Genomic DNA, 25,452 nt, shown 5'->3' with positions numbered 1-25,452 from the left:
GCCCGCGATCGCGAGCGGTTTCAGGTAGCGCGGCGTGCCAGGAGGGCGGACTTCGAATTCAGTGGACATGCTGTTCTCCCGGAGTGAGGGGCAGGGATTCGGAACGGGGCGCGCGGTCGCGCCGGTGGACGAGGCTGAACACGACGGGCACGAACACGAGCGTCGCGACGGTCGCACACAGCAGGCCGCCGATGACCGCGCGACCGAGCGGCGCGTTCTGCTCGCCGCCGTCGCCAAGGCCGAGCGCCATCGGCGCCATGCCGATGATCATCGCGAGCGCGGTCATCATCACGGGCCGAAAGCGCGTGAAGCCGGCCTCGAGCGCGGCAACGGCCGCGTCGGCGGTATGCGAGAGCCGTTCGCGCGCGAAGGTCACGACGAGGATGCTGTTCGCGGTCGCGACCCCCATGCACAGGATCGCGCCCGTCAAGGCCGGTACCGACAGCGGCGTGCGCGTGACGAACAGCATCCAGACGATGCCGGCGAGCGCCGCGGGCAGGCCGCTCACGATCACGAATGCGTCGCGCCACGAATGGAAGTTGACGACGATCAGCAGGTAGATCAGCAGGACCGCGCCGGCGAGGCCCGCGAGCAGCCCGCCGAATGCGCTGTTCATCGTCTGTACCTGGCCTCGCACGGTCACGCGCGATCCCTTGGGCAAGCCGGCCGCGCTCGCGTGCAGCACGCGTGCGATGTCGGCGCTGACCGCACCGAGATCGCGGTCCTGTGTCGTCGCGAAGATGTCGTACAGCGGTGCGATGTCGTAGTGCGACACGACTGCGTCGGTCTGTCCGCGCACGATCGTCGCGAGCCCGCCGAGCAGTTGCGGCGCGCCCGAGCGGCCCGTGACGGGCAGCGCGCGCAGGTCCGACAGCGACGTCATCCGGTACTGGGGCGTCTGCGCGACGATCGGATACGACACGCCGTTGCGCGGATCGAGCCAGTAGGTGGGCGATACCTGGCTCGTGCCGGACAGGCTCGCGACCACGGCATTGGTGACATCCTGCTCGGTGATGCCGAGTTGCGCGGCCCGCGTGCGGTCGACCGAGACCGTGAACTGCGGATAGGTCGACGCTTGCTGCACGCGTGCGTCGGCAACCCCCGGTACGTCGCGGATGCGCCGCAGCAGATCGGTGGCATAGGCGCGGTTGGCGGCACGGTCGGGACCGGTCACCTGCACGTCGATCGGGGCGGGCGCGCCGAAGTTGAGGATCTGGCTCACGATGTCGGCGGGCAGGAACGAGAACGTCACGCCCGGAAACGCGCGCGGCAGCCGCGTACGCAACTGCTTGACGTAGTCGGCCGTCGGCGCGTGGTCGCCCGTGAGCGACACGAGGATGTCGCCGTCCTGCGGGCCGATCGTGCCGCTGTTGCTGTACGTGAGGTTGATCCCGCTGTTCGGCAGCCCCATGTTGTCGACGATGCTCGCGACCGCGCGTGGCGGCACCACGTCGCGCACCGCGTGCTCGACGTGATCGAACAGCGCGGCCGTTTCCTCGATGCGCGTGCCGATCGGTGCGCGCACGTGGATCGCGATCTCGCCTGCATCGACCGACGGGAAGAAGTTGCGGCCGAGCCACGGCACCAGCACGAACGACACCGCGACCGCGGCGAGGAACAGCGCGACGAAGCGTGCACGGTGGACGAGTGCAAGGCCGAGCACGACGCGGTAGCCGGCGCGCAGTGCCGCGAAGCGGCGCTCGAATCCCTGCTGGAACGCGACGAGCGGATTGCGTGCGCGTGGCGGCGGGAACGGCGCACCGTGCGGCGCGAGCGCGGCCGCCGGATGCGCGGCATGCGGTTTCAACAGGTAGCGGGCCATCATCGGCACGAACGTGCGCGACAGCACGAACGACGCGATCATTGCGAAGATCACGGCTTCGGCCATCGGCACGAACAGGAAGCGGGCTACGCCGTCGAGCAGCAGCATCGGCACGAACACGATGCAGATGCACAGCAGCGACACGAAGGCCGGCGCGACGATCTGCGATGCGCCGTCGAGGATCGCATCGCGCACGTTCTTGCCCTGCTCGAGGTGCCAGTTGACGTTCTCGATCGTGACGGTGGCATCGTCGACGAGAATGCCGACCGCGAGTGCGAGCCCGCCGAGCGTCATCACGTTGAGCGTCTCGCCCGCGGCCGCGAGCGCCGCGATCGCGGCCAGCACGGCGAGCGGAATGGACGCGGCGATGATCAGCGTCGAGCGCCAGCTGCCGAGGAACAGCAGGATCATCGCGGACGTCAGCGCGGCGGCGATCAGACCTTCACGGGCCACGCCGCTCACGGCGCCCTTGACGAACACGGACTGGTCGCCCATTACGACGAGCCTGAGCGACGGCGGCAGCGTCGCCTCGATGCGCGGCAACTGCGCCTTGACGCCGTCGATGATGTCGAGCGTCGATGCCGAGCCGCTTTTCAGCACGCTCATCAGTACCGCGCGACGGCCGTCGACGCGCACGATGTTGCCCTGCGGCGGATAGCCGTCGCGGACGTGCGCGACGTCGCGCATGAAGATCACCGCGCCGTTCACGCTGCGGATCGGCAGCGCATTGAGCTGGTCGATGGTCAGCGGGCTGTCGTTGAGCCGGATGTTGTATTCGAAGCCGCCGATCTTCTGCGTGCCGGCCGGGATGATCTGGTTCTGCTGCGCCAGCGCGGTTGCGACGTCCTGCGCGGACAGCCCCTTGGCCTGCAGCGCCTGCGGATCGAGGTCGATCTGTACCTGGCGCACCTTGCCGCCGTACGGCGACGGAATCGCGACCCCCGCGACGGACAGCAACTGAGGCCGGATCACGTTGGTCGCGTAGTCGCCGAGCTGCTGTTCGTTCAGTGTGTCGCTCGTCAGCGCCAGCTGCAGCACGGGCACGGTCGACGCGTTGTAGTTGAGGATCTGCGGTGGCGTGGTGCCCGGCGGCATCTGCTTGAGCACCGTCTGCGAGATCGACGTGACCTGCGCGGTCGCGGTGCGGATGTCGACGCTCGGCTGGAAGAATATCTTGACGATCCCGAAGCTGCGGAACGATTGCGACTCGATATGCGCAACGTCGTTGACCGTCGTGCCGAGCGTGCGCTCGTAGTAGGTGACGATGCGCCCGGCCATGTCGGCCGGCTGCAGGCCCGCGTAATTCCACACGACGCTGATGACCGGAATCCGGATGTCGGGGAAGATGTCGGTCGGCGTGCGCAGTGCCGCGAGCGGCCCCGCGATCAGGATCAGCAGCGCGAGGACGATGAACGTGTAGGGGCGCGCGAGCGCGAGTCGGACGAGTTTCAGCATCGGCGAGGTCTCCGCCGGCGCGGGGCGCCGGCCTGTCAGCGAAGTGCCGAAGCGCGGCGGGAGCCCGATTCGGCTCGCGCAGTGTGCGTGGCGCCGCTTAACGCGGGGCGCGGGGCAGGATGAAAGATGTTTTAGGAACGGGGCGCGAGGGGGGAGGGCGGGCGTCGATTGTTACAAGACGTTAGCGCGGGCTTACCGTTGCGATGCGGCGCATCAGTTCTTACAAAGTGGAAATATGCGGAGACGGCGCTTGCCGTTATAGTCCAATCACACATGACACAACCAGAAGAGGAATCCATGAAGACCTTGCGTGTTGCCTCGCTCGTGACCGGTATGACGGCCTTGCTCGTGTCGGGCGCAGCAATGGCGGGAGTCAATGTCGGGATCAATCTCGGCGTTCCGGCGCCGGTATACGTCGCGCCCGCACCCGTGTATGCGCCGCCGCCTCCGCCGCCGGTCGTCTATCAGCCTGCGCCGGTCTACGCGCCGGCCCCTGTCTACGCACCGGGACCGACCATCGTGATCGGCTGGCATGGCGATCGCTACTGGGACGGCCGTCGCTACTGGGGCCGTGACGAGTGGTACCGCCGTCACGGCCGCGGCTGGGGCGGCGATCGTGGCGATCGTGGCCACTGGGACAACGGCCGCCACAACGGCTGGCACTGATCGGCAGGGCGCGCCTCCTGATGCGCGCCCCCGATCCGCTCGTGAAGAAACCGCCCGCGTGGCGGTTTTCTTTTGGCTCGCCGGCTTGAGTGGGTAGAATCGTCCCTCGTTACTACCCTCATTCGACCGACAAGGCCTCTATGACGAAGGGTTCGCCCCGGGCCGCCGGCACGCGTGTCCGCCGTGCCGTACGGGCCGCCGGCCGCACGGCAGCAGTGTTCGTGCTGCAGGCGGTGCTGGCCGCGACCGCTGCGCATGCGGTCTACGCCATTGCGCAGTACGGCGAGCCGAAGTATCCGCCGGGCTTCAAGCATTTCGACTACGTCAACCCCGACGCGCCGAAGGGCGGCACGCTGGTGCTCGCGAACCCGAACCGGCTGACGTCGTTCGACAAGTTCAACCCGTTCACGATGCGCGGCAATCCCGCGCCGGGCATCGACATGCTGTTCGAGAGCCTCGCGACCGGCAGTTCGGACGAGCCGGCATCCGCATACGGGCTGCTCGCCGACGACATCGACATCGCGCCGGACCGCCGTTCGGTCACGTTCCACCTGAATCCTCGCGCGCGCTTCTCGAATGGCGACCGCGTCACCGCCGACGACGTCAAGTTCTCGTTCGACACGCTGAAGAGCAAGCAGGCCGCGCCGCAGTTCGGCGCGTATTTCGCGGAGATCGCAAAGGCCGTGGTCGTCGATCCGGCTACCGTGCGCTTCGAGTTCCGCAGCGCGAACCGCGAACTGCCGCTGATCGCCGGCGGCGTGCCGGTGTTTTCCCGAAAGTGGGGATTGCGCGCGGACGGCTCGCGCATCCCGTTCGACCAGCTCGCGTTCGAGCAGCCGATCGGCAGCGGCCCGTACCTGATCGACCATTACGACAACGGCCGGACGATCACTTACCGGCGTAACCCGGCGTACTGGGGCGCCGACCTGCCGGTGCGGGTGGGCACCAACAACTTCGAGCGGATCGTCTACAAGCTGTATGGCGACGGCGTCGCGCGGCTCGAGGCGTTCAAGGCCGGCGAATACGACGTGCTCGTCGAGTACATCGCGCGCAACTGGACGCGCCGCGACGTCGGCAAGCGTTTCGACAACGGCGAGCTCGTCAAGCGCGAATTCCGCCAGCACAACGGCGCCGGCATGCAGGGCTTCTTCATGAACCTGCGCCGGCCGCTGTTTCGCGACGTGCGCGTGCGTCAGGCGCTCGACCTCGCATTCGACTTCGAATGGCTGAACCGCCAGCTGTTCTACAGCGCCTACACGCGTATGGACAGCTACTTCGCCGACACCGACCTGCAGGCGACCGGCACGCCCGGCCCCGGCGAGCTGAAGCTGCTGGAGCCGCTGCGCGCGCAGCTCGACCCGGCCGTGTTCGGCCCGATGGTCACGCAGCCGAACACGAACCCGCCGGGCTCGCTGCGCGCGAACCTGCTGAAGGCGCGCGCGCTGCTCGCGCAGGCCGGCTGGACCTATCGCGACGGCGCGCTGCGCAACGCGAAGGGTGAGCCGTTCACATTCGAGATCCTCGACGATTCCGGCGCATCGATGGAAGGGATCGTGGCGGCGTACCAGCGCAACCTGGCGAAGCTCGGCATCGACGCACGTTTTCGCACGGCCGATTACGCGCTGCTGCAAAAGCGTCTCGACGCATTCGACTACGACATGACGACGATCCGCTTGCCGGGCGTGCAGGTGCCGGGTGCCGAGCAGTACTCGCGTTACGCCAGCAAGTTCGCCGACGAACCGGGCTCCGACAATTTCATCGGGCTGAAATCGCAGGCCGTCGACGCGCTGCTGCACGCACTCGGCACCGCACAGACGCGCGACGATCTGCTCGACGCGACGCACGCGCTCGACCGCGTGCTGATGCACGGCTACTACGCAGTCCCGCAGTGGTACAGCACGACGCACCGGGTCGCGTACAAGCGCACGCTTGCCTATCCGCAGACGCTGCCGCTGTACTATTCGGCCGAGGGCTGGGTCGTGTCGACCTGGTGGGCGAAGCCCGATCACTGAGCCACGCCGCCCCTACGTCCAACCCCGCCTACCGAACGCGAGTCGACGCCCTATGTGGAGCTACATCCTCAAACGCCTGCTGCTGATGATCCCGACGCTCATCGGCGTGCTGACCCTCACGTTCGCGGTGATCCAGTTCGTGCCGGGCGGCCCCGTCGAACAGGCCGTGCAGGAATTGCGCAAGGGCGCGACGGAGCAGGGCGCAGTGCCGTTCGGGATGCGTGCGCACACCGGCGTCGACGCGCAGCAGCTCGCGCAGCTCAAGGCGCTGTACGGTTTCGACAAACCGCCGCTCGAACGCTACTGGCTGATGCTGAAGCGCTTCGCGCGCTTCGATCTCGGCGACAGCTACTTCCGCCACCAGAGCGTGTGGTCGCTGGTCGTGCAGAAGCTGCCCGTGTCGATCAGCATCGGGCTGTGGACGTTCTTCCTCACGTACCTCATATCGGTGCCGCTCGGCATCGCGAAGGCGGTGCGCAACGGCTCGCCGTTCGATGTCGCGACGAGCCTCGTCGTGCTCGTCGGCTATGCGATTCCGGGCTTCGTGCTCGGCGTGCTGCTGCTCGTGCTGTTCGGCGGCGGCTCGTTCTGGCAGCTGTTCCCGCTGCGCGGGCTCACGTCGGACAACTTCGCGCAGCTGTCGCTCGTCGGCAAGGTGCTCGACTACCTGTGGCATATCGCACTGCCGATCACGGCGTCGGTGGTCGGCAGCTTCGCGGTCATCACGATGCTGACGAAGAATGCGTTCCTCGACCAGATCCGCCGGCAATACGTGCTGACCGCGCGCGCGAAGGGGCTCTCCGAGCGCAGCGTGCTGTGGAAGCACGTGTTCCGCAACGCGATGCTGCCGCTGATCGTCGGCTTCCCGGCTGCGTTCATCGGCGCGTTCTTCACGGGCAGCCTGCTGATCGAGACGCTGTTCTCGCTCGACGGCCTCGGGCTGCTGTCGTACGAATCGGTCGTGCGGCGCGACTATCCGGTCGTGCTCGGCACGCTGTACCTGTTCACGCTGATCGGGCTCGCGACCAAACTGATCTCCGATCTCTGCTATGTGTGGGTCGATCCGCGCATTCAATTCGACACCCTGGAGCGCTGACATGAAACCGTCCGTCTGCATGCCCGGCGTCACCGGGCGAGGTGCGCGATGAACCGGGCCGTCGTGTCATCCCGCATCGATGCGGCACGCGCCCGCGTGTCGCCGTCGCCCGCACGCCGCGTGTGGCAGCGCTTCAGGCAGCAGCGCCTCGGCTACTGGAGCTTCGTGATCTTTTTCGTGGCCTTCGCCGCGAGCGTGGCCGCACCGCTGTGGTCGAACGACAAGCCGCTCGTCGTGCGTTACGACGGCCAGTACTATTTCCCGCTGTTCCATGCGTATCCGGAGACGACCTTCGGCGGTGACTTCCCGACGCCGGCCGACTACCTCGACCCGTACGTGCGCAAGCGGCTCGAGGCGCCCGGCAACTTCGTCGTCTACCCGCCGAACCGTTACTACTACGACACGCTGAACTACTTCTCGAACGTGCCGAACCCCGCGCCGCCGTCGCGCGCGAACTGGCTCGGCACCGACGCGCAGGGGCGCGACCTGCTGGCGCGGCTCGTGTACGGGTTCCGGGTGTCGGTCGAGTTCGGGCTGATCCTGACCGTGATCGGTACGCTGCTCGGGATTGCCGCGGGCGCCGTGCAGGGCTTCTTCGGCGGGCGCATCGACATCGTCGGGCAGCGGCTGATCGAGATCTGGAGCTCGCTGCCCGAGCTGTACCTGCTGATCATCTTCGCGTCGATCTTCGAGCCGAGCTTCCTGCTGCTGATCGTGCTGCTGTCGCTGTTCGGCTGGATCGGGCTCGCCGACTACGTGCGCGCGGAGTTCCTGCGCAACCGCACGCAGGACTACGTGCGCGCGGCGCGCGCGATGGGGCTCACGAACTGGCAGATCATCTGGCGTCATGTGCTGCCGAACAGTCTCACGCCGGTCATCACGTTCCTGCCGTTCCGGATGAGCGGGTCGATCCTCGCGCTCACGAGCCTCGATTTCCTCGGGCTCGGCGTGCCGCCGCCGACCCCGAGCCTCGGCGAGCTGCTTGCGCAGGGCAAAGGCAACCTCGACGCGTGGTGGATCTCGCTGTCGACCTTCGGCGTGCTGGTCGCGACGCTGCTGCTGCTGACCTTCATGGGCGATGCGCTGCGCAATGCACTCGACACGCGGATCGCCGACTCGGTGCGCGCGGCGGGAGGCCAGCGATGAGCGAACCGGTCGTATCGACGCAGCAGGAGCCGCTGCTGGCGCTCGAGCATCTGCATGTGCGTTTCGGCGACACGGTCGCGGTGGACGACGTGACGCTCGCGATCGGCCGCGGCGAGCGTGTCGCGCTGGTCGGCGAGTCGGGTTCGGGCAAGAGCGTGACCGCGCTGTCGATCCTGCGGCTGCTGCGCGATGCCGACGTGAGCGGCACGATCCGCTTCGCGGGGCAGGACCTGGTGGCGAAGAGCGAGCGCGAGATGCGCGGGCTGCGCGGCTCGGACATCGCGATGATCTTCCAGGAGCCGATGACCGCGCTCAACCCGCTGTATACGATCGGCGTACAGATCGGCGAGACGATCGTGCTGCATGACGGCGTATCGGCGGTCGAGGCGCGCAAGCGCGCGATCGCGCTACTTGCGCGCACGGGCATCGCAGAGCCGGAGAAGCGCGTCGACAGCTATCCGCACCAGTTGTCGGGCGGTCAGCGCCAGCGCGCGATGATCGCGATGGCGCTCGCCTGCCGGCCGCGCCTGCTGCTGGCCGACGAGCCGACTACCGCACTCGACGTGACGATCCGCGCGCAGATCGTCGATCTGCTGCTGGAACTGCAGCGCGAGGAAGCGGAAAAGCGCGGGATGGCGATCCTGCTGATCACGCACGACCTGAATCTCGTGCGGCACTTCGCGGATCGCGTCGCGGTGATGGAGCATGGCCGGCTCGTCGAGAGCGGGCCCGTCGAGCGGATCTTCGCGGAACCCGAGCATCCGTACACGCAGCGGCTGCTGAACAGCCGGCCGCAACGTGCGGTCACGCCGGTGATGCCGATCGCGCCCGTCGTGCTCGACGCGCACCACGTAAGCGTGCAGTTCGCGCGCAAGCGGCCGGGCATCGCGGGCTGGTTCGGCTCGGTGCCGGTGACGGCGGTCGCGGACGTGTCGGTGTCGGTGCGGCAGGGCGAGACGCTCGGCATCGTCGGCGAATCGGGGTCGGGCAAGTCGACGCTCGCGATGGCGCTGCTCGGCCTGCAGAAGACGGCCGGCGGGACGATCGAATTCCAGGGGCGCGCACTGTCGACCTATCGCGGACGCGAACAAACCGCGCTGCGCTCGAACATGCAGGTCGTCTTTCAGGATCCGTTCAGTTCGCTTTCACCGCGTCACACGATCGAGCGGATCGTCGGCGAGGGGCTCGAGCTGCATCGCCCGGACATGACGCCCGACGCGCGCCGCACGAAGTCGCTCGCGGTGCTGCGCGAAGTCGGCCTCGACCGCACGGTGCTGCACCGTTATCCGCACGAATTCTCGGGCGGGCAGCGCCAGCGGATCGCGATCGCGCGGGCGCTGGTGCTGGAGCCGCGCATCCTGATCCTCGACGAGCCGACGTCCGCGCTCGACGTGTCGATCCAGCAGCAGGTGCTGAAACTGCTCGCGAATTTGCAACAGAAATACAACCTCGGCTATGTCTTCATCAGCCATGACCTGGAGGTGATCGGGGCGATGGCGCACCGCGTCGCGGTGATGCAGGACGGGGCCGTCGTCGAGTCGGGGGAGGTGGCCGACATCTTCACAAGACCGTCACATCCTTACACACAAAAGCTGTTGAAAGCGGTCTGGAAAGCGTGATAGGCCGCCAATGGTCTGACCATCTCGATTGTATTTATTAATTTGTTTTGACAAACGATTACGCGCTGGCTAGTATCGACCGAAATTTTCCGCCAATCAGCTGATTTTTAAGCAAATTCCATCGACCAATGCAGCATCGATCCCTGACCCAGGCATGCGCGCGCACCATCGCCGGGCTGTTCATCGGCGCCCTGTTTGCAGCAGCTCCCGGCGCGTTCGCCGACGAAGTCAGTAGTTTTAACCAAAATGTCACGAATTCGACGCAGAACGCGTCGAATTCCTCCTCCCTCCAGCAGACCAGCGCGCAGCCGTCGAGCGGCGGCGCGAAGTCGTTCCTCGCGGGCATGGCCGGCAAGGCAGGCGACGTGGTCGTCGGCGCGCTGAACATGATCGGCGTGCGCTATCGCTGGGGCGGCAACTCGCCGGATTCGGGCCTCGACTGCAGCGGCTTCGTGCGCTACGTGTTCCAGGACACGCTCGGCATGTCGCTGCCGCGCCGTGCGGAAGAGATGAGCCGCGTCGGCGAGAAGGTGAGCATGAGCAACCTGAAGCCGGGCGACCTCGTGTTCTTCAACACGATGCGCCGTACGTTCTCGCACGTCGGCATCTACATCGGCGACAACAAGTTCGTGCACTCGCCGTCGACGGGGAGCACCATCCGCGTCGACGATCTCGACAGCGGCTACTGGGAAAAGCGTTTCACCGGCGCGCGCCGCCTGGAATCGGAGTTCCCGATGAAGCCGGAAGACCTGCGTCAGCGCGTGCGCGCGACGATCGGCGACGATTCGGCGAACGGCAACAACAACTGACGTTCGACGGCCAGTCCGGCCGGATCGAAAAAAACCCTGTCACCGAAAGGCGGCAGGGTTTTTTGTTTTGGGGCGGTGCAAACGGGGAGTTGACCGTTGCTCCGCCGTTTGCGGGCCGGCGGCACGCGCCGGCCTGCGCATCGCATGCTTACGCGGCAGTCACGCCACGTGCTGCCGCCAGCTTGCGCTGCAGTTCCGGCATGATGCGCGCGACGGCTTCCTCGCCCGCGAGAATCGCCGCGTTGCGCTGGTTGAAGTCGCTGCCGCCCATCGCGTTGAGGTTCGGGCGGATCACGACGTCCGCGTACTTGTCGAGCTCGTAGGTCTTGATCGTCTGGCCCATGATCGTGAAGGTCTGCAGCAGCATCTCGATCGGGTTGTTGGTGGCCGCGCCGTCCGGCCGGGCCGAGATGTCGACCGCGATCACGAAGCTCGCGCCCATCTTGCGCGCGTACGACGCCGGCACCGGGCTCACGAGGCCGCCGTCGACATACTCGCGGTTGCCGATCTTCACCGGTTCGAACACCGACGGCACGCTGCACGACGCGCGCACCGCGAGCCCCGTATTGCCCTGCTGGAACAGGATCGGCTGGCCGTTCTGCAGATCGGTCGCGACGATGCCGAGCGGCTTCGCCATCTTCTCGATCGGCCGGTTGTTGAGTGTCTTGTTCAGGAAGTTCTGCAGCGCCACGCCTTGCAGCAGCCCGCGCGAGCGGAACGGCAGCGCCCAGTCGCTGATCGCCGCCTGGTCCATGTCGAGTGCGATCTTGTTGATTTGCAGCGCGCTCATGCCCGACGCATAGAGTGCGCCGACCACCGAGCCCGCGCTCGTGCCCGCGACGATTTCGACCGGGATGCCGCGCGCCTCGAGCGCCTTCAGCACGCCGATGTGCGAGAAGCCGCGCGCGGCGCCGCCGCCGAGTGCGATGCCGATCTTCACGGGCTTTTCGTGCGGCTGCGTGGCGCCGGACGCATTGTCCGGGCGGGATTTGTCGCCGAACGACGTGCAGGCGGCGAGGCTGGCGGACGCGGCGGCGATCGTGAAGTGGCGGCGCGACAGGCGAGGGGACGACATCGAATGGTTCTCCGGCGGCTTGGCGGCGGGTTACACGGCCCGCGGCGGCGATAGGTTCCGAGCGGCCGTACGGCAGGTTCCGTGCGGCCGGCGCCGCGCCGGCTGGCGGCCGCGGCGCGCACATCATAAAGCAAGCGGCGCGCTTGGCGCGATGTCCGGCGCGAGTATAATTCCGGCTTCTTTCCCGTTCCGGGCGTCGCCGGCCCCGTTGCTGTCCGGGCTGCCGCCGTCGATCCCGCGTCGAATCATTCATGCGCCCCAGGCGTTCGAGTTACCGTTTATGACCCGTCCTGTCCGTACCCGCTTCGCGCCGAGTCCCACCGGCTTCATCCACCTCGGCAACATCCGCTCCGCGCTCTACCCGTGGGCGTTCGCCCGCAAGATGAAGGGCACGTTCGTGCTGCGCATCGAGGATACCGACGTCGAGCGCTCGTCGCAGGAAGCGGTCGATGCCATCCTCGAAGGGATGCAGTGGCTCGGCCTGGATTTCGACGAAGGTCCGATCTATCAGATGCAGCGGATGGACCGCTATCGCGAGGTGCTCGCGCAGATGCTCGAAAAGGGCCTCGCGTACCCGTGCTACATGTCGGCCGAGGAACTCGACGCGCTGCGCGAACGCCAGCGCGAGGCCGGCCTGAAGCCGCGCTATGACGGCACGTGGCGTCCGGAGCCCGGCAAGGTGCTGCCGGAGCCGCCGGCCGGCGTGAAGCCGGTGCTGCGCTTCCGCAATCCGCTGACCGGCACGGTCGTGTGGGACGACGCCGTGAAGGGGCGTGTCGAAATCTCGAACGAAGAGCTCGACGACCTCGTGATCGCGCGCCCGGACGGCACGCCGATCTACAACTTCTGCGTGGTGGTGGACGACATGGACATGGGCATCACGCACGTGATCCGTGGCGATGACCACGTGAACAACACGCCGCGCCAGATCAACATCCTGAATGCGCTCGGCGGCGAGCCGCCCGTCTACGCGCACCTGCCGACCGTGCTGAACGAGCAGGGCGAGAAGATGAGCAAGCGCCATGGCGCGATGAGCGTGATGGCGTACCGCGACGCGGGCTTCCTGCCTGAAGCCGTCGTCAACTATCTCGCGCGCCTCGGCTGGTCGCACGGCGACGCCGAGATCTTCTCGCGCGAGCAATTCGTCGAATGGTTCGATCTCGAGCATCTCGGCAAGTCGCCCGCGCAGTACGACCATAGCAAGCTGAGCTGGCTGAACGCGCATTACATCAAGGAAGCGGACAACGCGCGCCTCGCCGAGCTGGCGAAGCCGTTCCTCGCCGCCCTCGGCATCGACGATACGGCGATCGCGACGGGCCCTGCGCTCGAAGCGGTGGTCGGGCTGATGAAGGATCGCGCGACGACGGTCAAGGAGATCGCGGAAGGCGCCACGATGTTCTATCGTGTGCCGGCACCGGAAGCCGATGCGCTTGCACAGCACGTGACCGATGTGGTGCGTCCGGCGCTGGCCGATCTCGTCGCTGCGCTGAAGGCGGCCGACTGGACCAAGGAGGCCGTGTCCGCCGCGCTGAAGGCGACGCTCGGTACGCACAAGCTGAAGATGCCGCAACTCGCGATGCCGGTGCGCCTGCTGGTGGCCGGTACGACGCACACGCCGTCGATCGATGCGGTGCTCGTGCTGTTCGGTCGCGATGTCGTGGTGTCGCGTATCGAGGCCGCGCTGGCCTGAGGTTCGAGGGCGAGTGAAGCTGCCGCCTGTGCGTGACATCGCGGCAGCTTCGCAAAAAATTTCGCTCGAATCGCAAAAAGGGTATTTACAAGTTCAAAGTAGCTCCATATAATCTCATTTCTGTTCTGCAAGGGGGTATAGCTCAGCTGGGAGAGCGCTTGCATGGCATGCAAGAGGTCAGCGGTTCGATCCCGCTTACCTCCACCATCAGAACAAGCTGAGTTGATTTGCGAAGCAGCGGTAGTAATAAATGCTTCACAAAATGATTCAAAGCAGTTAGAATTTCGGCCTTCGCTGTTGATTGAAAAGTGAATAGCGAAAGTCAGACAGATCTGAAAAGATTTTGTCCCCTTCGTCTAGAGGCCTAGGACATCACCCTTTCACGGTGAGTACAGGGGTTCGAATCCCCTAGGGGACGCCAGATTCTGCGGCGTTTCGTAGAAATGTCGCAACGCTTGCAGGAACGTAACCGACGTCCTGCAGGTGAGGGTAAGAAAGCTGGAGCGGTAGTTCAGTCGGTTAGAATACCGGCCTGTCACGCCGGGGGTCGCGGGTTCGAGTCCCGTCCGCTCCGCCAGAACGAAGCCCGTTCAAGACGTTTTTGAGCGGGCTTTTGTATTAAAGATGTAAGCAGTACGTTGTCCCCTTCGTCTAGAGGCCTAGGACATCACCCTTTCACGGTGAGTACAGGGGTTCGAATCCCCTAGGGGACGCCAGATTTCGGCGTCGTTCGAACAAACGATGCGCCGGCAGGAAGTAACCGACGCCTGCCAGGCAAGAAGCAAGACTGGAGCGGTAGTTCAGTCGGTTAGAATACCGGCCTGTCACGCCGGGGGTCGCGGGTTCGAGTCCCGTCCGCTCCGCCAGAAAATGAAAAAGCCCGCCTTGTGCGGGCTTTTTCATTAGTATCGTTCGTTGCGCCCGCTTGCGGGCGCGTGACTGCGGAGTGGAGGAAGCCGCCTGCGCGGCTTCCGGCGGGACTCGAAGGGCTGCGCTTGCAAGCGCAGCCGCGGCCTGCGGGATGTAGGCGAGTCCCGTCCGCTCCGCCAGAAAATGAAAAAGCCCGCCTTGTGCGGGCTTTTTCATTTGTATTTCCGGTTGCGCCCGCCGGCGGGCGCGTAACCGCCGGTCATCCGGCGTCGAGCCGCTACGAGAAATCCGCGATTGCATCCGCACGCGACTGCGCTATCGTGGCGGGATGCGTTCTTGACCCCTGCGTGATGCTCGATCCGACCGACCTGCGACTCCTGTATCAGCTCCGGCCCGCGGAGGCCGGCGATTTTCCGTTTGCCGAAGCGCTGACGCACGGCAACATGGGCGGCTATTACAAGCGCCATGGGCTCGTGTGGCGCAGCGACCTGTTCTACGCGAGCTGGCGCGAATCCGAGAACTTCATCCTCGAGGCCGACGGTGAGCGCATCGGCGTGCTGCGCGTGACCGAAGAGGGCGACTCGCTGCATATCCGCGACGTCCAGATCGCGGCCGGCCATCGCGGGCAGGGTGCCGGCACCTACATGCTCGACATGTCGCACCGGTGGGCGCGTGCGCGCGGGCTGCACGAACTGCAACTGCGCGTGTTCGTCGACAATCCTGCCGCGCGTCTCTACTTGCGCATGGGCTATCAGGTTGCCGGGTCGCGGCTCGCGCAACTCGGCTCGATTCGCCACATGGTGCGGCCGGTCTGATGACCTGACGATCCGGAGCCGGGCGTTCAGCGGGCAGCGTCGATCGTGTCGTCGTCCGGGGTTTCGTCGTCCGCGAGGCTGTCTTCCGGGCCGCGATGCTCGTAGCCGCGCAGCATGAATGCGCGCGGGCTTTCGCCGAAGGCACGCCGGAACATCGCCGAAAAGGCGCTCTGGCTCTGGTAGCCGAGTTCGCGCGCGATATGCGACAGCGGGCGTCCCTGGTTCAGCAGCGGAATGGCCCGCGCCAGCAGCGCCTGCTGGCGCCACTGCGAAAAGCTCACCCCCAGTTCCTGCTTGAAGAGCCGCGAAATCGTGCGTGTGCTCGCGCCGACCTCGCTGGCCCAATGCTCGAGCGACTCCGCGTGCGCCGGGTGCGCGAGTACCGCTTCGCACAGCATGCGCAGCCGCTTTTCGTCGGGCATCGGCACGGCGAGCGGCAGCGGTTCGGCGTGGGTCAGCTCGTCGAGCACCAGCCCGCACAGCAGGCGCTCGCGCGGGGTACTCAGGTCGCGCGCGTCGAGTGCGACGATCAGTTCGCGCAGCAGCCCCGTCACTTCGACGACGCGGCACGCGTCGAGCCCCTCCGGCACGATCGATTCGTCGATATACAACGTGCGCAGATACGCCTCTTCGACGATCACGACCTCGTGCGTCACGTGCGGCGGCACCCAGATCGCGCGGGACGGCGGCACCATCCAGGTCGTGCCGGTGGTCGCGACGCGCAGCACGCCGCGCGATGCGTACGCGAGCTGCGCCCACGCATGCGTATGCAGCGGGATGCGATACCCGGTATTGACCTGCCGTGCGCGCACGCGCATCGGATGGACGGCGGTCGGCGCGAATTCGGGCGGAATGTCGATGACGTACGGATTCGGTACGTCGGCTTGGAACGGCGGGTTCATGAACGATTCGGGCAGCGCGGCGGCGATGCCGTTATTGTAGAAGGCGCCGCGAAAGCGCATGCGGCGGTTTGTCGGGCGATCATGCCGCGTTCAAATGAACTTTGTGTGGGCACCAGGCGATTTCGGGACTGCCGCGGGGCCGGGTGCGCGTGCGGGTTCGAACCATCGGGCCGGTATCGTGGTCTATCGATGCGCGGGCGATTTCGCCACGAATCGCGCGCGAGCACGGCAACATACGAATCAAAGAGGAGAACCACGATGCGTTACGTATTCGTCTACGGCACCCTGAGAAACGGGGAGGCCAACGACATCGGCCACGCGGCTGCCAGGCACGGGATCGCCGCGCCGACGCTGCTCGGCGCCGCCGCGCTGCCGGGCGAACTGTACGACTTCGGTACTTATCCGGGAATGATTGCCGGGTCGGCCGGCAAGTCGCTGGTCTGGGGCGACGTCTACGAGGTCGACGACCTGCTCGTTCCCGTGCTCGACGAGATCGAGCGCGTGTATCCGGGCGTCGACTCGTTGTTCAAGCCGGAAGACGTGACCGTCGAGCTCGGCGGCCGGCAGTACGCCTGCCTTTACTATCCGGTCGCCGCGCACGCGATAGCCGGGCAGCCGCGCATTGCGTCGGGCGACTGGGTTCAGCACCGGCGCGAGCGGGAAGCCATCTGACCGGTCGCGTGTCAGCCGCGGTATCCGATCCTGCCGCAAATGAAAAAGCGCCCCGCGGGGCGCTTTTTTTGATGCCGTCATCGCATCCGACCGGCGCCGACGCAGGGCCGGCCCCGATCGTAGCGGGCAGCGACGTCAGATTTCCTCGTACAGCGGCAGCGTCAGGAATTCGGTGAAGCCTTCCGACGTCGACATCTGCTCGAAGATCGCCGCGGCGCGCTCGTACGGCTGCGTGTTGCCGCCGACCGAGCGCTTCACGTTGTCCAGCTCGGCCTTCGAGAATTCACGCACGAGTTCGGCAGTGACCTTGCGGCCGTCGTCGAGCACACCCTTCGGCGAGCGGATCCATTGCCACACCTGCGAGCGGGAGATTTCGGCCGTGGCCGCATCTTCCATCAGGTTGTGGATCGGCACGCAGCCGTTGCCGTCGAGCCATGCGCCGAGGTAGTGGATGCCGACGTTGATGTTGTTGCGCAGGCCGACTTCGGTGATCGGCGCTTCGGGCTGGAAGTCGAGCAGGTTCTTGCCTTCGACCTGCACGTCGTCGCGCTGCTTCGCGATCTGGTTCGGCTTGTCGCCGAGCACCTTGACGAACTCTTCCATCGCGATCGGCACGAGGCCCGGGTGCGCGACCCAGCCGCCGTCGTAGCCGTCGGTCGCGTCGCGCTGCTTGTCCGAGCGCACGCCGCCCATGGCCTTGTCGTTCGCTTCCGGATCGTTCTTGATCGGGATCAGCGCGCTCATCCCGCCGATCGCCGGTGCGTTGCGCTTGTGGCAGGTCTTCAGCAGCAGCAGCGCGTACGCGCGCATGAACGGCACGGTCATCGTGATCTTCGAACGCTCGGCGAGGCAGAAGTCGCGGTCGTTCTTGAACTTCTTGATGGCCGAGAAGATGTAGTCCCAGCGGCCGGCGTTCAGGCCTGAGCTGTGTTCGCGCAGTTCGTACAGGATCTCGTCCATCTCGAACGCGGCGAGGATCGTCTCAATCAGCACCGTCGCGCGGATCGTGCCGCGCGGCACGCCGACGCCTTCCTGTGCGGCGACGAAGATGTCGTTCCACAGGCGTGCCTCGAGATGGCTCTCCATCTTCGGCAGGTAGAAGTACGGGCCCGAGCCGCGCGCGAGCAGTTCCTTCGCGTTGTGGAACAGGAACAGCGCGAAATCGAAAATGCCGCCGGACACGCGCTGGCCGTCGACCGTCACGTGCTTCTCGTCGAGGTGCCAGCCGCGCGGACGCACGATCAGCGTCGCCACCTTGTCGTTCAGCTGGTACGACTTGCCGTTCTGCTCGAGCGAGATCGTGCGGCGCACCGCGTCCTTCAGGTTGATCTGGCCGTCGATCTGGTTCGTCCAGCTCGGCGCGTTCGAATCCTCGAAGTCCGTCATGTACGAATCCGCGCCCGAGTTCAGCGCGTTGATGATCATCTTGCGCTCGACGGGGCCCGTGATCTCGACACGACGGCATTGCAGGTCGGCCGGCAGCGGCGCGACCTTCCAGTCGCCTTCGCGGATCGCCTTCGTCTCGGCCAGGAAGTCGGGGCGCTCGCCCGCGTCGAGGCGTTTCGTGCGCTCCACGCGCGCCTGCAGCAGCGCCTGGCGGCGCGGCTCGAACGTGCGGTGCAGCGCTGCGACGAGTTCGAGCGCTTCAGGCGTCAGGATTGCTTCGTAACCCGGCTTGATTTCGCCGGTGATCGTCATGCCTTGCGGCAGCGTGATCGGGGTGCTCATGAGTCTCATCTCCTTGGTCGGTCAGTTGCGGTTTCGGTGAAGGGGGAAGGCGGCAGCGCTGCGAACGTCATGCACCCGGGCTGGGGCGCGTGCGGTTTGCGGGTCTGCCGGACGGAGCCGGGGTGGCGAGGAATGCGAGCAGGTCGGCCATGCCGGTGCCGGTGCCATCGGGCGGCGCGCCGAGTTCCTCGGCGGGCGCGCCCGTGCGGTTGAGCCAGAACGTCGTGTAGCCGAACCAGACGGCGCCGGCGACGTCCCACGCGTTCGACGACACGAACACGATGCCGCGCCGGTTCGGTCCGAACGCGTCGGTGCCGAGCGCGTAGGCGGCCGGGCTCGGCTTGTACGCGCGCACGGTGTCGGCCGACAGCACGCGATCGAACAGTCCGGACATGCCGGCGCTCTTGATCGCGATGTCCAGCATCTGCGGCGTGCCGTTCGACAGGATGCCGAGCGGCGGGCGCGGGTCGAGCGCGCGCAGCTTGCGCAGCGCGGGCACCGTATCGGGATAGGTGGACAGGCATGCGTATTCGTCCATCAGCCGCTTCTCGGCCGCGCTGTTCAGCGCGAGCCCGAGCCGGCGCGCGGCGAACCGCAGCGCATCGAGCGTGATGTCCCGGAACGGGCGATAGCGCGCACCGGCCGGATCGGCGAGCGTGCGCAACTGCGAGTATTCGATTTGCTTGCGTCGCCACAGCTGCGACAACCGTTCCCCGTGACCGGGAAACATCTGCTCCGCCGCGGCCAGGACCGCACGCACGTCAAACAACGTGCCGAATGCGTCGAAGAGGATTGCGTCGGGAGAGGAGAGTGTCGTTGTGGCCGACATAGCCTTGCGCTCCAGTTTCAGAGGTCAGGTGAATTCTATTCGTGATCGTATGTGCTAAAAAAGACGCTAAACATCACTTGATCTTTTACTTTCATATACCTAATCTTGAGCGGTTTAAGCTATTTGAAGGGCGGCAGCGCTGCCCCTGCGAGTCATGGACCGGTTCAAGCAGATCGAAACGTTCGCCGCGGTCGCGGCGAAGGGCAGCCTGTCGGCGGCCGCGCACGCGGAAGGCGTCGCCCCGGCGATCATCGGCCGCCGCCTCGACGCACTTGAAGAGCGGCTCGGCGTCAAGCTGCTGGTGCGCACGACGCGCAAGCTCACGCTGACGTTCGAGGGCTCGGCGTTCCTCGAGGATTGCCAGCGCGTCATCAACGACATGCAGAACGCGGAGGCGAGCGTGTCCGCCGGCGGCGTCAAGGCGAGCGGCCACCTGCGCATTTCCGCGCCGGCCGGTTTCGGCCGGCGGCACGTTGCACCGCTCGTGCCCGAATTCAGCGTCGGCCATCCGGACGTATCGGTCACGCTCGACCTGTCCGACCGGATGGTCGACCTCGTCAACGAGGGGTTCGATTGCGCGGTGCGGCTCGGCGAGCTGCCCGACTCGTCGCTCGTGTCGCTGAAGCTCGGCGAGAATCGCCGCGTGTGCGTCGCTTCTCCCGCGTACCTGGCACGGCGCGGCACGCCGGCCACGCTCGCCGAGCTGGCGCGGCACAACTGCCTCGCGCTCGCGGCAAACGCGAACCAGCAACGCGGCTGGGCGTTCCAGGAGGACGACAAGGTCGTGTCGATCCGCGTGAACGGCACGATGGAATGCTCGGACGGCGCGGTGCTGCACGAGTGGTGCCTCGACGGCCACGGGCTCGCGTGGCGCTCGTGGTGGGAGGTCGGCGACGACATCGCGGCCGGCCGGCTCGTCAGCGTGCTCGACGCATTCGCGGCCCCGCCGATCGGCATCCATGCGGTGTTTCCGCAACGCCGGCATCTGCCGCTGCGCGTGCGGCTGTTTCTCGATTACCTGAAGCACACCTACGAACAGCCCGGATATTGGGGCGAGTAAGTCGTGCATGCCCGCGCGTTTCCGATATGAGGGCGAACCCGCTGCCGGCGCCGGTTGGGCGGTTTCGCGCACTACACTCGTAGGAGGCATGTCCGACGCGTCGCGGCCGGCTCGGATGGGATCGCGGCGTGCGGAGTGCGATTGACGAAGGAGGACGCGATGTTCCGGCACATCCTCGTTCCAACCGACGGTTCCGAACTGTCGCAGAAGGCGATCGACGGCGCGATCGACCTGGCGCGCGCGGTCGGTGCGCGGGTCACGGCCTACGCGTGCCTGCCGCAGTATCCGTACTCGCCGTTTTCCGAAGTGATCATCGAGCCGCCCGCCGATTTCCGTGCGCGCAGCGAGCGCGAGGCGCGCGCGCACCTCGACGAGGTCGAATCGGCCGCGAAGGCGGCCGGCGTCGATTGCGATACCTGGACGAGCGTGCATCCGTCGCCGTATCTCGGCATCATCGAGGCGGCCGAACGCGGCGGCTGCGACGTGATCTTCATGGCGTCCCACGGACGCCGCGGGCTCGGCAGCTTGCTGATCGGCAGCGAGACGCAGCGCGTGCTGACCCATACGAAAATTCCGGTGATCGTGTATCGGTAGGGCGGCGCCCTGGAAAAAGGGCGCGCCGGACGGAGCCGGCGCGCGTCGTTGCTGGCGGCCCGCAGGCCGCGCGGCCGGTCGCGCGATCGGTATCGCGCGCCTGCCGTCTCCTCCCTGATTGTTGTCCGGTGGCCGATGCCGCGCCGTCGCGAGACGGGGCGGGCATCGGCATGACGCGTGGCGCGTCGTGCTGTTCTGCTTACGCGACCTTCTTGCCGTCGAAGAACTGCTCGTCTTCGGTCGAGCCGTGCAGCGCGGTCGTCGATGCTTCGCGCTCGACCGTCTGCGTCACGGCGTCGAAGTAGCCGGTGCCGACTTCGCGCTGGTGCTTGACGGCCGTGAAGCCCTTGTCCGCTGCCGCGAACTCGGCCTGCTGCAGTTCGACGAACGCGCTCATCTGCGTGCGGGCATAGCCGTGCGCGAGGTTGAACATCGAGTAGTTCAGCGCATGGAAGCCGGCCAGCGTGATGAACTGGAACTTGTAGCCCATCGCGCCGAGTTCCTTCTGGAACTTCGCGATCGTCGCGTCGTCGAGGTTCTTCTTCCAGTTGAACGACGGCGAGCAGTTGTACGACAGCATCTTGCCGGGGAACTGCTTGTGGATCGCTTCCGCGAATTTCTTCGCGTACTCGAGATCCGGCTTGCCCGTCTCGCACCAGACGAGGTCGGCGTACGGCGCGTACGCGAGACCGCGCGAGATCGCCTGCTCGATGCCCGGCTTCGTGCGGAAGAAGCCTTCGACCGTGCGCTCGCCCGTCAGGAACGGCTTGTCGTTGTCGTCGACGTCGGACGTGATCAGGTCGGCTGCTTCCGCGTCGGTGCGGGCGACCAGCAGGGTCGACGTGCCCATCACGTCGGCCGCGAGACGTGCAGCCGACAGCTTCGCGACGGCCTCACGCGTCGGCACGAGCACCTTGCCGCCCATGTGGCCGCACTTCTTCACCGACGCGAGCTGGTCCTCGAAGTGGACGCCCGATGCGCCGGCTTCGATCATCGCCTTCATCAGTTCGAATGCGTTCAGCACGCCGCCGAAACCGGCTTCCGCGTCAGCGACGATCGGTGCGAAGAAATCGACGTAGCCTTCGTCGCCCGGGTTCTTGCCTTCCGACCACTGGATCTGGTCGGCGCGCGTCAGCGTGTTGTTGATGCGCTTCACGACGAGCGGCACCGAGTTTGCCGGGTACAGCGACTGGTCCGGGTACATTTCGCCCGCGACGTTCGCGTCGCCGGCCACTTGCCAGCCGGACAGGTAGATCGCCTTCAGGCCGGCCTTCACCTGCTGCATCGCCTGGTTGCCGGTCAGTGCGCCGAGTGCGTTGACGAACGGCTCGTTGTTGACGAGGCTCCACAGCTTTTCCGCACCGCGCTTGGCGAGCGTGTGCTCGATCGGGATCGAACCACGCAGGCGGACCACGTCCTCAGCCGTGTAGCTGCGCTTGATGCCTTTCCAGCGCGGATCGGATTCCCATTGCTGTTGCAGTTCCTGTGCCTGTTGCTGACGCGACATGATGAGCTCCTTGATGCGGTGCGATGCCTGATGGATTGAATCTGACGGTGGTGACGCTGTTCTCGAAGCCGGGAGCGGTGGATTCCGGTTCGTGAAGTCTTGTATAAGAGTCTAGGCAAATCGACCGGAGCGGGACAGGGGGCTTTGTGAAGAGTGGGGTAAATTTTTAGTTGTTTTAAATCAATATCTTGAAATTGAAATTTCGGGATAAGAAATGCTTTTTTCCATCCCGCAATCTCCCGGGTTGTGCCACGCAGCATGATTTTTTACGACACAAAAAAATTTTCCGCATCGTGAAATGTGGGGCGGGGCGAAAAAAAACCGGCGCAGATGCGCCGGTTGGCTGGACGGGCAGGGGCGGTTATCCGCGGGTCTGCCCTCCGTGAGCGGCCGTCGTGGCCGCCCGTGCGTACTTACGACGCGGAGTTGCTGCGACGCGGGCCGCCGCTGCGTTGGCCGTCGCGACGCGGGCCGCCGTCACGGCTGCCGCCCGGCTTGCCGCTCCAGCCGCCGCCATTGCCGCCGCCGTAGCTGCGGCCGTTGCCGTTACCGTTGCCGCCATAACCGCCGCCCGGCTTGCCGCCGAAACGACGACCGCCGTTACCGCCGCCCGGACGGCCGCGGCCGCCGTTGCCGCCGTTGCGCGGGGGCGCCTTGCGCGGCTCGAAACCTTCGATCACGTTGACCGGCAGCGGCGCGCGCACGAAGCGCTCGATGCGCTTGAGCGCGCCTTGCTCGGCGTGGTGCACGAGGCTCACTGCCGTGCCCGAACGGCCCGCACGGCCGGTACGGCCGATACGGTGCACGTAGTCTTCTGCGAACTTCGGCAGGTCGTAGTTGAACACGTGCGTGATGCCCGGGATGTCGATGCCGCGTGCCGCGACGTCGGTGGCCACCAGCACGCGCACACGGCGCTCGCGCAGCGCACGGATCGTGCGGTTACGCGCGCCCTGCGGCAGGTCGCCGTGCAGTGCAGCCGATTCGAAGCCTGCGTCGGCGAGACGGCCGGCGAGCTGGTCGGCGTCGATCTTGGTCGCCGTGAAGATGATCGCCTGGTCGAGCGCGTCGTCGCGCAGCAGGTGATCGAGCAGGCGATCCTTGTGGTCGCGGTCGTCGACGTAGTGCACGGTCTGCGCGATGTTCGCGCGCGACTCGAGGCGCTGCTGGATCTCGATGCGTTCCGGATCCTTCAGCAGGCGGCTCGTCAGCGAACCGATCTTGCCGTCGAGCGTGGCCGAGAACAGCATCGTCTGGCGCGACTCGGGCGTGGCGGCGACGATCGTTTCGATGTCGTCGATGAAGCCCATGTCGAGCATGCGGTCGGCTTCGTCCAGCACGAGCATCTTCAGCTCGGACAGGTCGATGCGGCCACGCTCGAGGTGGTCGAGCAGACGGCCCGGCGTGGCGACCAGGATTTCGGGGTTCTTCGCGAGCAGCATCAGCTGCTGGCCGTAGGCGACGCCGCCGAGGATGCTGACCGTGCGCAAGCGCTTCAGGTGCTTGCCGTAGGTCGTGGCGGCCGTGGTGACCTGCATCGCGAGTTCACGGGTCGGCGTGAGCACGAGCAGGCCCGGGCGCGCGACGGGTTGCGGGCGGCGCGCACGGCGGTCGCCCTGGTTCGGTTCACGCGGCGCGCGCGGTTGTTGCGCTTGCGCCTTCTGGAGCTGCGCGAAACGTTCGATCGCGGGCAGCATGAATGCAGCAGTCTTGCCCGAACCGGTCGGGCTCGAGACCAGCAGGTCACGGCCGGCGATGCCGGCCGGAATCGCGCGCTGCTGGACCGGCGTCGGCTTCACATAGCCGGCGGCCTGCAGCGCGGAGACGATCTCCGGCGACAACCCGAGCGACGCGAAGTTCGGCTCGTCCGACGCCGGTTCGACCGCGGCCGGAACGGCGGCGTTGTCGAGACCGAGCGCCTGGTCGGCGATCGCGTTGAGCGGGCTGGAGTTGATGCTCGAAGTCATAACAATCCTTGAAACACAGTGGGTGAAACGTCGGCGCCAATCGCGCATACCCAAGTCGTCGGATTCAGCGAGCAAATCGGGAAACGGGGGTGCAATCCGCCGAACCGTCGGCGGATGAGGCATTAGAAGCTGTTTTGGGTGCGGCGCGCTTCAGGAGCGGGGCCGCCAGCCTGATAAGTGACGACCGCGAAGGTCGAAGCAGGAGGGGACAGGTTCTAAACCGGATTGGAGCTTAACGCTACGAGGCGTCAGGCCGGAACGGCTTGCGAGCCGAGCGCGGGGGTGACGCAGCCAGCATTATAAAGAGATTTGCTGCGCTGCGCCACTGATTTGATTGCCTATTGCGGCAGGGGGCAATTCGGTCAGGAAGCCGTGCCGTTCTTCAGCGATTCGACGAGTTCGATGTACTGCTGCTTTGCCGCATCCTGCGACGTGCCTTTCAGCGCATCCCATGCGTCGTACTTGTATTTGCCGACGATGTCGGTGAAGCCCGGCTTGTCGCCGTGGGCGTCGCCGTCGGTCGCCTGCTTGAAGAGGGCGTACAGGCGCAACAGGGTCAGGTTGCCCGGACGTTCCGTCAGTTGCTTGACGTCGATCTGGGCCTGGTCGAATTGGGCGGTGAGTTCGCTCATCGGGTGTCTCCGTAAGGGTTTCAGGTCGGGCGATCTTAACAAGCGGACCGCCGCGCGGGGTCGAGCGATCCTTCCAAACCGCCGCCGGGCGCAGCGCACCCGCACGGATCGGGCCCGATCGCCCGTGGGAGCGGGGCGCCGCATTACAATGTCGCCCATGACGCAAACAGTGCTCCTCGCCATCGATACGTCGACCGAATACTGCTCGGTCGCGCTGCTGCGCTCGGCCCATGCCGATGACGCCGTTTCCACCCCGCAAACCTGGGTCCGCCACGAGCTGACGGGCGCCGTGTCGAGCACGCGCGTGCTGCCGGCCATCCAGGCGCTTTTCGCTGAATCGGGACTGACGCTCGCCGATTGCGACGCGATCGCGTTCGGCGCGGGCCCCGGTTCGTTCACGGGCCTGCGCACCGCGACGGGCATTACCCAGGGCCTCGCGTTCGGGGGCGGGTTGCCGGTCGTGCCGATCGGCACGCTGCTCGCGTGCGA

20 protein-coding genes and 5 tRNA genes are annotated in these 25,452 nt (G+C 66.3%); 17 read left to right on the top strand and 8 right to left on the bottom strand.

What is annotated here, in order from left to right:
• Positions 1–58: 58 nt before the first annotated feature.
• Entirely contained in the window at positions 59–3,277 is a 3,219-nt protein-coding gene (locus tag G3O00_RS23390) for an efflux RND transporter permease subunit (RefSeq protein WP_206144465.1), read from the bottom strand.
• A 297-nt stretch (positions 3,278–3,574) separates the two neighbouring features.
• Here G3O00_RS23390 and G3O00_RS23385 point away from each other — a divergent pair, with 297 nt between their 5' ends.
• The 6 genes from G3O00_RS23385 to G3O00_RS23360 all read left to right on the top strand — a co-directional run bounded on the left by G3O00_RS23385 (position 3,575) and on the right by G3O00_RS23360 (position 10,625).
• Positions 3,575–3,943 carry a hypothetical protein gene (locus tag G3O00_RS23385; RefSeq protein ID WP_206144464.1) on the top strand — a complete coding sequence of 123 codons (369 nt, stop codon included), beginning with the start codon at positions 3,575–3,577 and terminating at the stop codon, positions 3,941–3,943.
• Positions 3,944–4,083: 140 nt separating this feature from the next.
• Positions 4,084–5,955: an extracellular solute-binding protein gene (locus tag G3O00_RS23380; protein ID WP_206144463.1), complete on the top strand. Its 1,872-nt coding sequence runs from the start codon at positions 4,084–4,086 to the stop codon at positions 5,953–5,955.
• Between the two features lie 52 nt (positions 5,956–6,007).
• Positions 6,008–7,051, top strand: coding sequence for an ABC transporter permease subunit (locus G3O00_RS23375; protein ID WP_174941930.1), 1,044 nt, complete (start codon positions 6,008–6,010; stop codon positions 7,049–7,051).
• 48 nt (positions 7,052–7,099) lie between these two features.
• On the top strand, positions 7,100–8,197 hold the full coding sequence (locus G3O00_RS23370; RefSeq protein ID WP_011352500.1) for an ABC transporter permease: 1,098 nt from the start codon (positions 7,100–7,102) through the stop codon (positions 8,195–8,197).
• Positions 8,194–9,816 carry a dipeptide ABC transporter ATP-binding protein gene (locus G3O00_RS23365; RefSeq protein ID WP_011352499.1) on the top strand — a complete coding sequence of 541 codons (1,623 nt, stop codon included), beginning with the start codon at positions 8,194–8,196 and terminating at the stop codon, positions 9,814–9,816. The genes G3O00_RS23370 and G3O00_RS23365 overlap by 4 nt, the downstream gene beginning before the upstream one ends.
• Positions 9,817–9,944: 128 nt before the next feature.
• Positions 9,945–10,625, top strand: a complete 681-nt coding sequence (locus G3O00_RS23360; RefSeq protein WP_174933646.1) for a C40 family peptidase — start codon at positions 9,945–9,947, stop codon at positions 10,623–10,625.
• Positions 10,626–10,773: 148 nt separating this feature from the next.
• Here the strand turns inward: G3O00_RS23360 and G3O00_RS23355 are convergent, their stop codons facing one another.
• On the bottom strand, positions 10,774–11,700 hold the full coding sequence (locus G3O00_RS23355; protein ID WP_011352497.1) for a patatin-like phospholipase family protein: 927 nt from the start codon (positions 11,698–11,700) through the stop codon (positions 10,774–10,776).
• 280 nt (positions 11,701–11,980) lie between these two features.
• Between G3O00_RS23355 and gltX the strand changes: the two genes are divergently transcribed.
• The 7 genes from gltX to G3O00_RS23320 all read left to right on the top strand — a co-directional run bounded on the left by gltX (position 11,981) and on the right by G3O00_RS23320 (position 15,075).
• Positions 11,981–13,390: a glutamate--tRNA ligase gene (gene gltX, locus G3O00_RS23350; protein ID WP_206144461.1), complete on the top strand. Its 1,410-nt coding sequence runs from the start codon at positions 11,981–11,983 to the stop codon at positions 13,388–13,390.
• 131 nt (positions 13,391–13,521) lie between these two features.
• Positions 13,522–13,597, top strand: a tRNA-Ala gene (locus G3O00_RS23345).
• A 138-nt stretch (positions 13,598–13,735) separates the two neighbouring features.
• Positions 13,736–13,811 (top strand) — tRNA-Glu (locus G3O00_RS23340).
• Between the two features lie 79 nt (positions 13,812–13,890).
• Positions 13,891–13,967 (top strand) — tRNA-Asp (locus G3O00_RS23335).
• Positions 13,968–14,030: 63 nt separating this feature from the next.
• Positions 14,031–14,106: transfer RNA gene (locus G3O00_RS23330), tRNA-Glu, on the top strand.
• Positions 14,107–14,179: 73 nt separating this feature from the next.
• A tRNA-Asp gene (locus G3O00_RS23325) sits at positions 14,180–14,256 on the top strand.
• A gap of 354 nt (positions 14,257–14,610) precedes the next feature.
• Complete coding sequence (locus tag G3O00_RS23320; protein ID WP_027787064.1) at positions 14,611–15,075, top strand: GNAT family N-acetyltransferase; 465 nt, start codon at positions 14,611–14,613, stop codon at positions 15,073–15,075.
• 26 nt (positions 15,076–15,101) lie between these two features.
• Here the strand turns inward: G3O00_RS23320 and G3O00_RS23315 are convergent, their stop codons facing one another.
• Entirely contained in the window at positions 15,102–15,977 is an 876-nt protein-coding gene (locus tag G3O00_RS23315; RefSeq protein WP_206144460.1) for a helix-turn-helix transcriptional regulator, read from the bottom strand.
• A 258-nt stretch (positions 15,978–16,235) separates the two neighbouring features.
• Here G3O00_RS23315 and G3O00_RS23310 point away from each other — a divergent pair, with 258 nt between their 5' ends.
• Entirely contained in the window at positions 16,236–16,649 is a 414-nt protein-coding gene (locus G3O00_RS23310; RefSeq protein ID WP_206144459.1) for a gamma-glutamylcyclotransferase family protein, read from the top strand.
• Between the two features lie 135 nt (positions 16,650–16,784).
• Here the strand turns inward: G3O00_RS23310 and aceB are convergent, their stop codons facing one another.
• Positions 16,785–18,377: a malate synthase A gene (aceB, locus tag G3O00_RS23305; RefSeq protein WP_206144458.1), complete on the bottom strand. Its 1,593-nt coding sequence runs from the start codon at positions 18,375–18,377 to the stop codon at positions 16,785–16,787.
• A gap of 67 nt (positions 18,378–18,444) precedes the next feature.
• A complete protein-coding gene (locus G3O00_RS23300) occupies positions 18,445–19,206 on the bottom strand; it encodes a haloacid dehalogenase type II (protein ID WP_011352491.1) in 762 nt (253 codons plus the stop codon).
• A 154-nt stretch (positions 19,207–19,360) separates the two neighbouring features.
• Here G3O00_RS23300 and G3O00_RS23295 point away from each other — a divergent pair, with 154 nt between their 5' ends.
• Together G3O00_RS23295 and G3O00_RS23290 are read left to right on the top strand one after the other, a co-directional pair.
• Entirely contained in the window at positions 19,361–20,266 is a 906-nt protein-coding gene (locus tag G3O00_RS23295) for a LysR family transcriptional regulator (protein ID WP_041492883.1), read from the top strand.
• A gap of 159 nt (positions 20,267–20,425) precedes the next feature.
• On the top strand, positions 20,426–20,860 hold the full coding sequence (locus G3O00_RS23290) for a universal stress protein (protein ID WP_031399397.1): 435 nt from the start codon (positions 20,426–20,428) through the stop codon (positions 20,858–20,860).
• Between the two features lie 199 nt (positions 20,861–21,059).
• Here the strand turns inward: G3O00_RS23290 and aceA are convergent, their stop codons facing one another.
• From aceA to G3O00_RS23275, 3 genes are all read right to left on the bottom strand, one after another.
• Positions 21,060–22,367, bottom strand: a complete 1,308-nt coding sequence (gene aceA, locus G3O00_RS23285; RefSeq protein ID WP_206144457.1) for an isocitrate lyase — start codon at positions 22,365–22,367, stop codon at positions 21,060–21,062.
• Between the two features lie 413 nt (positions 22,368–22,780).
• Positions 22,781–24,331, bottom strand: coding sequence for a DEAD/DEAH box helicase (locus G3O00_RS23280; protein WP_206144456.1), 1,551 nt, complete (start codon positions 24,329–24,331; stop codon positions 22,781–22,783).
• Between the two features lie 362 nt (positions 24,332–24,693).
• Entirely contained in the window at positions 24,694–24,963 is a 270-nt protein-coding gene (locus G3O00_RS23275; protein ID WP_011352486.1) for an acyl-CoA-binding protein, read from the bottom strand.
• A 148-nt stretch (positions 24,964–25,111) separates the two neighbouring features.
• Between G3O00_RS23275 and tsaB the strand changes: the two genes are divergently transcribed.
• The coding region (gene tsaB / locus G3O00_RS23270) for a tRNA (adenosine(37)-N6)-threonylcarbamoyltransferase complex dimerization subunit type 1 TsaB (RefSeq protein ID WP_206144455.1) at positions 25,112–25,452 on the top strand (341 nt) is incomplete at its 3' end.

The sequence above is a fragment of the Burkholderia sp. Ac-20384 genome (assembly GCF_017104605.1).
GTDB lineage: Bacteria > Pseudomonadota > Gammaproteobacteria > Burkholderiales > Burkholderiaceae > Burkholderia > Burkholderia lata.
This window is presented reverse-complemented; position numbering and strand designations above follow the sequence as displayed.

Coding starts and splice junctions, on each gene's coding strand:
- G3O00_RS23390 (WP_206144465.1), bottom strand. CDS start 3,277: ATGCTGAAACTCGTCCGACTCGCGCTCGCGCGCCCCTACACGTTCATC.
- G3O00_RS23385 (WP_206144464.1), top strand. CDS start 3,575: ATGAAGACCTTGCGTGTTGCCTCGCTCGTGACCGGTATGACGGCCTTG.
- G3O00_RS23380 (WP_206144463.1), top strand. CDS start 4,084: ATGACGAAGGGTTCGCCCCGGGCCGCCGGCACGCGTGTCCGCCGTGCC.
- G3O00_RS23375 (WP_174941930.1), top strand. CDS start 6,008: ATGTGGAGCTACATCCTCAAACGCCTGCTGCTGATGATCCCGACGCTC.
- G3O00_RS23370 (WP_011352500.1), top strand. CDS start 7,100: ATGAACCGGGCCGTCGTGTCATCCCGCATCGATGCGGCACGCGCCCGC.
- G3O00_RS23365 (WP_011352499.1), top strand. CDS start 8,194: ATGAGCGAACCGGTCGTATCGACGCAGCAGGAGCCGCTGCTGGCGCTC.
- G3O00_RS23360 (WP_174933646.1), top strand. CDS start 9,945: ATGCAGCATCGATCCCTGACCCAGGCATGCGCGCGCACCATCGCCGGG.
- G3O00_RS23355 (WP_011352497.1), bottom strand. CDS start 11,700: ATGTCGTCCCCTCGCCTGTCGCGCCGCCACTTCACGATCGCCGCCGCG.
- gltX (WP_206144461.1), top strand. CDS start 11,981: ATGACCCGTCCTGTCCGTACCCGCTTCGCGCCGAGTCCCACCGGCTTC.
- G3O00_RS23320 (WP_027787064.1), top strand. CDS start 14,611: ATGCTCGATCCGACCGACCTGCGACTCCTGTATCAGCTCCGGCCCGCG.
- G3O00_RS23315 (WP_206144460.1), bottom strand. CDS start 15,977: ATGAACCCGCCGTTCCAAGCCGACGTACCGAATCCGTACGTCATCGAC.
- G3O00_RS23310 (WP_206144459.1), top strand. CDS start 16,236: ATGCGTTACGTATTCGTCTACGGCACCCTGAGAAACGGGGAGGCCAAC.
- aceB (WP_206144458.1), bottom strand. CDS start 18,377: ATGAGCACCCCGATCACGCTGCCGCAAGGCATGACGATCACCGGCGAA.
- G3O00_RS23300 (WP_011352491.1), bottom strand. CDS start 19,206: ATGTCGGCCACAACGACACTCTCCTCTCCCGACGCAATCCTCTTCGAC.
- G3O00_RS23295 (WP_041492883.1), top strand. CDS start 19,361: ATGGACCGGTTCAAGCAGATCGAAACGTTCGCCGCGGTCGCGGCGAAG.
- G3O00_RS23290 (WP_031399397.1), top strand. CDS start 20,426: ATGTTCCGGCACATCCTCGTTCCAACCGACGGTTCCGAACTGTCGCAG.
- aceA (WP_206144457.1), bottom strand. CDS start 22,367: ATGTCGCGTCAGCAACAGGCACAGGAACTGCAACAGCAATGGGAATCC.
- G3O00_RS23280 (WP_206144456.1), bottom strand. CDS start 24,331: ATGACTTCGAGCATCAACTCCAGCCCGCTCAACGCGATCGCCGACCAG.
- G3O00_RS23275 (WP_011352486.1), bottom strand. CDS start 24,963: ATGAGCGAACTCACCGCCCAATTCGACCAGGCCCAGATCGACGTCAAG.